This is a genomic window from Nonomuraea sp. NPDC049695 (genome assembly GCF_040674955.1).
Taxonomy (GTDB): Bacteria; Actinomycetota; Actinomycetes; order Streptosporangiales; family Streptosporangiaceae; genus Nonomuraea; species Nonomuraea helvata.
The window spans coordinates 1-5,669 of record NZ_JBFANV010000188.1 but is presented as its reverse complement, the minus strand read 5'-3'; the positions used below and the strand labels follow the sequence as shown (position 1 = coordinate 5,669).

The window sequence follows — 5,669 nt, the reverse complement described above, 5'->3', positions numbered from 1 at the left end:
GACGCTGTCGCGTCGCGAGAGCCACATCGCCGTGCGCTGGGCTCTGCGCGTGCTCGCCGTGACTTCGATCGGCTCGGGCTCACGGGCCGTGTACACCCTGGCCACCATCATCGCGCCCCATGCTCCATGGCGATGGAGTACGCCAGTCGCGCTCAGGATGAACGTGGTGTGGTCCTGTATCGCCTTCATCGGCATCACGGTGCTGGGCGTCGTCGGGTTGGCCCAGCAGCGTACGGCACGGCGACAACTGGAAGCGCTTGCCCCGCTGCACCAGGCTCTGGCGACGGCCCTTCCGGGCTGGCCCGTCCGCTACGACGACCCTGAGATGCCTGTGGAGCAGGCACTGATCGCCCGCTACACCCGCATCGAAGATGGCCTCCGGCAATTGCGGGCGCACGGCGATCCTGCCGTACTGGTCCAGGCTCGGCAATTCGTCCGGGCGCGGTGGGTCCTGGGCAGAAAGCGACGCGAGGCGATCGCCGTAGCCGCCTGGATCGCATTGATGCTTCAACGCCTCGAACGCGGAATCAGGCTCGAGGCCCACGACGCGGGCTTCCCCACTCCGTCCACCCGTAGCATCAACCAGGACATCGCGCAGTTGGTGCGGGTCGCATTAGCCTTTGAGCGTCACCCGCTGGTCGGGAGGTTCGTCGAGACCTTCGAGCCCCAGGCCGACCAGTCCTCGCTTATCGGCTGACCACCCTCTTCTCCGGACCCGCCAGTGTCTCGTATACGGCTCAAGCCCCGGTCAGGCCGATGGTGTCCAGGGCTCGCCGATAGGCTGCCGTGCTGGCCTCGATCTCGCCGCATCTCTCCCATGCGGCGGCGCAGTCGGCGAAAGCCTGACTGGCGCGGGCCGGGGCCGTCATCCCGACCAACTGCTCCCCGGCGGCGTTCAGGGCTTCGGCGCTCTCCCGCAACCGCCCGGCGAGGCTCAAGGCCCGGGCGCGCACCAGTTGGGCGGCCGCCCCCACGGTCCGAGCCGACGGGTAACGGGTGATGATCTCGTCAGCCTGGTGCACCGCACTTGCTGCGGCGCCGGAGGCCAATTCGATGTGCGCACTCGCCAGATCGCAGTAGGCCCGGTCCAGTATGGTGGGCACGCCATGGTCCAACTCGGAGCGAATCTGTCGCAGCCACCGGCGGGCCTGAGCGTGCTCGGCCGGGGAGGCCAGGAGCAGATCGAGTATCAACTGGGCCCGCAACCTGATTGCCGACACCGTCTGGGGACCTTGACGGAGAGCGGCCAGCGCGCGTGCACCAAGGCGACGGCTGCGCTGTGCGTCCCCTGCGATGGCCGCGACCGTTGCAGCTCTGCGGCATGCGGCGAGCAGGGCCCGTGGGGTGCCGAGCCGCTCGGCAGCGCGCATGAGCACTGCCGCCAGCGCCTGACAGATTGTTAGTTCGCCCCCAGCCGGGACGGCGCACCGTTCAAGGTAGGCAGCCAGCACGGTTGCGCCGAGTTCCACGGTTCGGTCGCTCCAGTCCTCGGCCATCTCCACGGCGAAGGCGTGTTCGCCGACCTGAATGCTGGCGTCCAGATCACCCGCCTCCCGCAGGCATCGGCTCAGCGAGATCGCGACGCGGGCACGTTGCTCACTCAGGCCAAGATCCTCATAAGCCCCCGGCGGCAGTGGTTCACCGTTGGGTGCCAGCACCATCAGCAGGTGCCGGAGGTGGTCGATGGCCAATGTCATGTGCCCGTCATCCTCGAGCGCCTGGGCCAGGCCGAGTTCGGTCAGCTGCCACAGATCGGGGCGACTGCCCAGGGCCGGATCAGCGAGCACGGCCGCGTAGCCAGCCCGGGCTTTCGTACGTTCGCCGCGCGCCAGGGCTGCGGCGGCGTCGGCCAGTTCCTGGCGAATCTGCTGCCCCCGGCCCGGACTCAATCCCTCTCGCAAGATGGCTGGCGACTCTGCCAGGTTAAGCTTGGCGGCCAGCAGTCGGATCTCGTCGCCCGTCGGCTCAATCCCCTCCTCGATCAGTTCTAGTCGGCGATGCGATAAGTGCGGTCCCACCAGGTCCTCGAGCGACTTGCGCTGCGCCTGGCGAAGGCCTCGAAGGATCTCGCCCGTAGGGCTGTCGGTGTCCACCCCTACCGCTGTGATCGTGAACTCCTCTGCCGCTGACTGTCGATCAATGCGACCAGATCGTAGACACAACCGTGACAGATTGCCACTCTTGGCGGTTGCGACACCATGTCAGGAGTTGTCCAGGGCACCTGCTCCGCCGGCCGCTTCTCGGCAAGCCAGGTTGCGTTCCGTCCGACCTACGGGTTATGCCGCGAAGTGGCTGTCCTCGGCGAGCATGGCGGCCATCTCGGGACGGGGCGGAACGGGCAGTACGCACAAACCCTGCGTGCCCGGGACGTCGGCCATCGCGTTGCGTGCCCGCACGAGCGCCCGGTCGGTCGTCAGCGCCGCCGGGCGTCCAACTCGCATCAGCAGGCCCATGTAGTAGGTCAGTAGGCGGGGCGGTAGCTCCTGGCCCATGCGCGCGCTCAGGACAACGACCTCGGCCTCGACGACAGGATGCATCGGCTGGCGTAGCAGCGCGGCGCGCAGCGGCCAAGGCGGGCAGTAGCCATCATCGGCCAGGCCGCCATCATCTGGTGTAGTGGAGGCGATGTCGCGGACAGCGGCCGACAGGGCCGCGCCGAGCTGGGCCACGTCGTGATCGGCTGCGGCGCCGAGAGACACCATCGCGTCAACGCGTTCCCATTCGAGCGGGTCGGACTCCATGGCGCCAAGACTAGGACCACGCATGGCCAGCGGCATCGGGAAACCTCGTCGCGCGTATCGCTAGGTTGGCACCCCACCTGCTACCTCACCTACAGCCAACCACCCATCACACCACCCCACCGACGTATAACTGGGCTCGGCAGACTTCAGGGCCATGACCACCAGACCTCGGCGTGAAAGGGGCGCCGCCCTCGTGACAGGCCTCGCTGTGCTGACTCCACCGGCCGACGCATGGCTAGGACTTCACACCGTAGTGGCGGCGGGTCTGCTGCTCGTCGAGGTCGCCGTGGCCGCCACGGTGGTCGGCACGGCCCTGTTCGGCGGCCACGAGCACAGCGAACGTGCGTTCAGGCTGCTGCGCTGAATCGCTGGCCACACCGAACCGCGACCGCCACCACAACGATTATGACCGCAGGCCGGTGGGCGACCCTGCAAGGGGCTCATCTGAGCAGCAAGTAGATCAGGCCGCACACAGCGGCTCCCACCAGCGCACCGATAAGGGCCTCTACGCCGGTGTGTCCGTCTTGCCCTCTGGTGAGAGAGCGGACAAGCACTCGCGACAAGGCGACCGCTGTGGCCAGGATTCCAGCCAGGAGCCCTGCCGCGACCCCGAACTCCACCCAGCAGATCGCGGCCGCGCCTGCACTGGTCGCGGCATGCACTGACACATTCCAGCCGACACGCTCACCTGTGGGCGAGCGCCACTGGGACGCGATCGCGACAGCAATCAAGATGGCGAACAGGCCTGCCGCACAGGCGATCACAGGCCGCGGTGCTGCGTACGCCACAATGATGATCAGTCCGCAGATCAGGGATGCCGCCGAACCCACGACCAGTACGGTCGGCTTGCCTGATCCCGGTTCTGCCTCAGGGCGGTGCCCTTTGACCCAGCGGTCCAGGAGGTGGGGGAGCACTCCGCTGAAGAGCGCCGGCACGAGCCCCCAGAGCAAGCCGGCCATGCCCGCGGCGTGCCATCCCACACAGATCGGCAAGCCAATGGCGACGCTGACGGGAAGAGGGACTGGACCGATTAACCACGTGAGACCGGCTGGTACATGCGCGGGGGGAGCCATCGTCCTCCTTCTCGGCGCAGCGAAGCGGTAGCGGGAGCAGCAGGAGGCCGCCATGGGCGAGGGTCTCGGAGGCAAGGGCCCGAGCCAGCAGAGGTCAGCCGGCGGCGACGCGCCGGGGAGGAGGTGCCGGGGCCAGCCCTCGAACGCGAAGGGTGCCCTCGTGAACCTCGCAGGCTTCCAGAAATCCGGGGACGAGGGGATGTTGCTGGAAGGCGATCGCGACTCGGGCGAGCCTGTCAATATCATCATTACCGCCGCGCGCGGAGTGATGGGGAAAGCTCATCTCGGCCTTCGGCAGTGAGACCTGGTCTTCGAGATGCTTGAGCGTCAGAGCGATCCAGGCCGCCATGGCGATCGCGTCACGCCGTTTCTTTCCGAAGACCCGATGGGCCTGGACGTACCGCTGAGCCAGGGTGAGCGCTTCCGCCGTGCCGTGCTCGCGCAACTGGCGCAGACCGTCCTCGATCTCGGTGTAGCGGGCGATCAGCGCCTGCGCAGCGGACAGGTCGGGATTGCGTGAGCGGCTTCTGAGGCTGACCGCCTCCAGTGCCTCGCGCAAGGGCCCCAGCGCGTCGAGTCGTCGCCGCGTGGCGCGCTGCTGCGCCAGTCCAACGAAGCCGAGAACAGTGATTGCGACAAACCCCAACAGGTACCACGGCATCGGAAGCTGCAGCGCGAGATTCTCGTCCCAGGGCCATGGCGGATCCGGCAAGCCCATGGTGGCCAGGGTGTACACGGCTCGGGAACCCACGCCGATCGAGGTCACGGTGAGCACGCGCAGAGCCCAGCGCACGGCGATGTGGCTCTCGCGACGCGACAGCGTCGCGAACAGGTAGACCATCATGGCGAGGTGCCCCAGAAGGGTGGCCTCATAGAGGAAAATCATGAGAATTTGGGCGACGCTCGCCCGATGCTCGCCCACCGCGGCATAGGTGCCGTCGAGATCGAGGCCGTTGCCAGCGGCAAGTACGGCCAGGGCTATGGAGACCGGTACCGTGACCAGCCAGGGATACCATTGCCGCCGCCGCCGTGCGGGATCGTGATGCGGTGCGGCGGCCACGATGAAGAAGGTGTTCACCCACGTCACCGCTGCCAGGGCGAGGACAGCGTCGAGCGTGAAGGCCAGCGCAGGCGTCCCAGCCCATGCCGTGATCCGATCGGCGAGTTGTGTCTGGGCGATGCTGATGCTGGTGATACCCGACGTCAACGCGAGCCACATCAGGAAGTGCCCGCGGGTGTGCCGCATAGCGATGCCGCGCACCAGCACGATGGCCCACATGACCCCGATGAAGATGACGTCGGCCAGTTCAGACACGTCGCCGGCCTCGTACGCTGCCGAAGGGGTCGGCGATGGCGCCGCGCACGTTCTGCAGCACCTGCGGAATGTCCGGATCGATCCGGTTCACCCCCAGCAGGGGCAGGCCGGCGACACTGTAGGCGAACTCTTCGGCTTCTTGTTCTATCTCGTCATCGGCGTCGGTCCGGCCCAGGATCTCTTCAATGGTTTCGCCTCCGAGCAGGTGCAGCGTGGGGGCGGCGGCTTGGATCAGACGCGCTCGATTCAAGGGCTGGCCGCGGTGGTTGCGCGCCCAGTGGCACACCTCGTGTAAGAAAACCACGGTGATGTAGAGATCGGGGGCGTCGACGGGGTAGCCGATGAAGTCGCGTTCCTCGGTCCGTACGCAGAAGCCGGTGACGCTGCAGGAGATCAGCGGGTGCTGTCGGGAGTCGAACGGGGCGGGGAGCACTTCACGATCGCGCAGGTCGCTGAGCTTCTCGCAGACGGTTGGGATGTCGCGCCGGGGGGTGAAACGCCGTGGGAGCAGCCTGACGATGTCGTCGAGAGGCACCACCC

The 5,669-nt window shown here is 67.3% G+C and carries 7 protein-coding genes; 2 read left to right on the top strand and 5 right to left on the bottom strand.

Annotated features, from left to right (window positions below; all coding sequences use genetic code 11):
- On the top strand, nt 1-697 hold a 697-nt coding region (locus tag AB0J64_RS56605), incomplete at its 5' end, for a DUF6545 domain-containing protein (protein WP_364046903.1).
- Nucleotides 698-737: 40 nt separating this feature from the next.
- On the opposite strand, the gene AB0J64_RS56600 is transcribed toward AB0J64_RS56605, so the two are convergent.
- A complete protein-coding gene (locus AB0J64_RS56600) occupies nt 738-2,093 on the bottom strand; it encodes a hypothetical protein (protein ID WP_364046900.1) in 1,356 nt (451 codons plus the stop codon).
- 183 nt (nt 2,094-2,276) lie between these two features.
- Nucleotides 2,277-2,741, bottom strand: coding sequence for a hypothetical protein (locus tag AB0J64_RS56595; RefSeq protein ID WP_364046897.1), 465 nt, complete (start codon nt 2,739-2,741; stop codon nt 2,277-2,279).
- A gap of 193 nt (nt 2,742-2,934) precedes the next feature.
- Between AB0J64_RS56595 and AB0J64_RS56590 the strand changes: the two genes are divergently transcribed.
- Nucleotides 2,935-3,105, top strand: coding sequence for a hypothetical protein (locus AB0J64_RS56590; RefSeq protein WP_364046894.1), 171 nt, complete (start codon nt 2,935-2,937; stop codon nt 3,103-3,105).
- Between the two features lie 76 nt (nt 3,106-3,181).
- Here the strand turns inward: AB0J64_RS56590 and AB0J64_RS56585 are convergent, their stop codons facing one another.
- The 3 genes from AB0J64_RS56585 to AB0J64_RS56575 form a co-directional block, all read right to left on the bottom strand.
- Nucleotides 3,182-3,700: a hypothetical protein gene (locus AB0J64_RS56585; RefSeq protein WP_364046891.1), complete on the bottom strand. Its 519-nt coding sequence runs from the start codon at nt 3,698-3,700 to the stop codon at nt 3,182-3,184.
- Between the two features lie 208 nt (nt 3,701-3,908).
- On the bottom strand, nt 3,909-5,129 hold the full coding sequence (locus tag AB0J64_RS56580; RefSeq protein WP_364046888.1) for a DUF6545 domain-containing protein: 1,221 nt from the start codon (nt 5,127-5,129) through the stop codon (nt 3,909-3,911).
- A partial coding sequence (locus tag AB0J64_RS56575) for a hypothetical protein (protein WP_364046885.1) occupies nt 5,122-5,669 on the bottom strand: 548 nt, incomplete at its 5' end. The genes AB0J64_RS56580 and AB0J64_RS56575, both read right to left, overlap by 8 nt.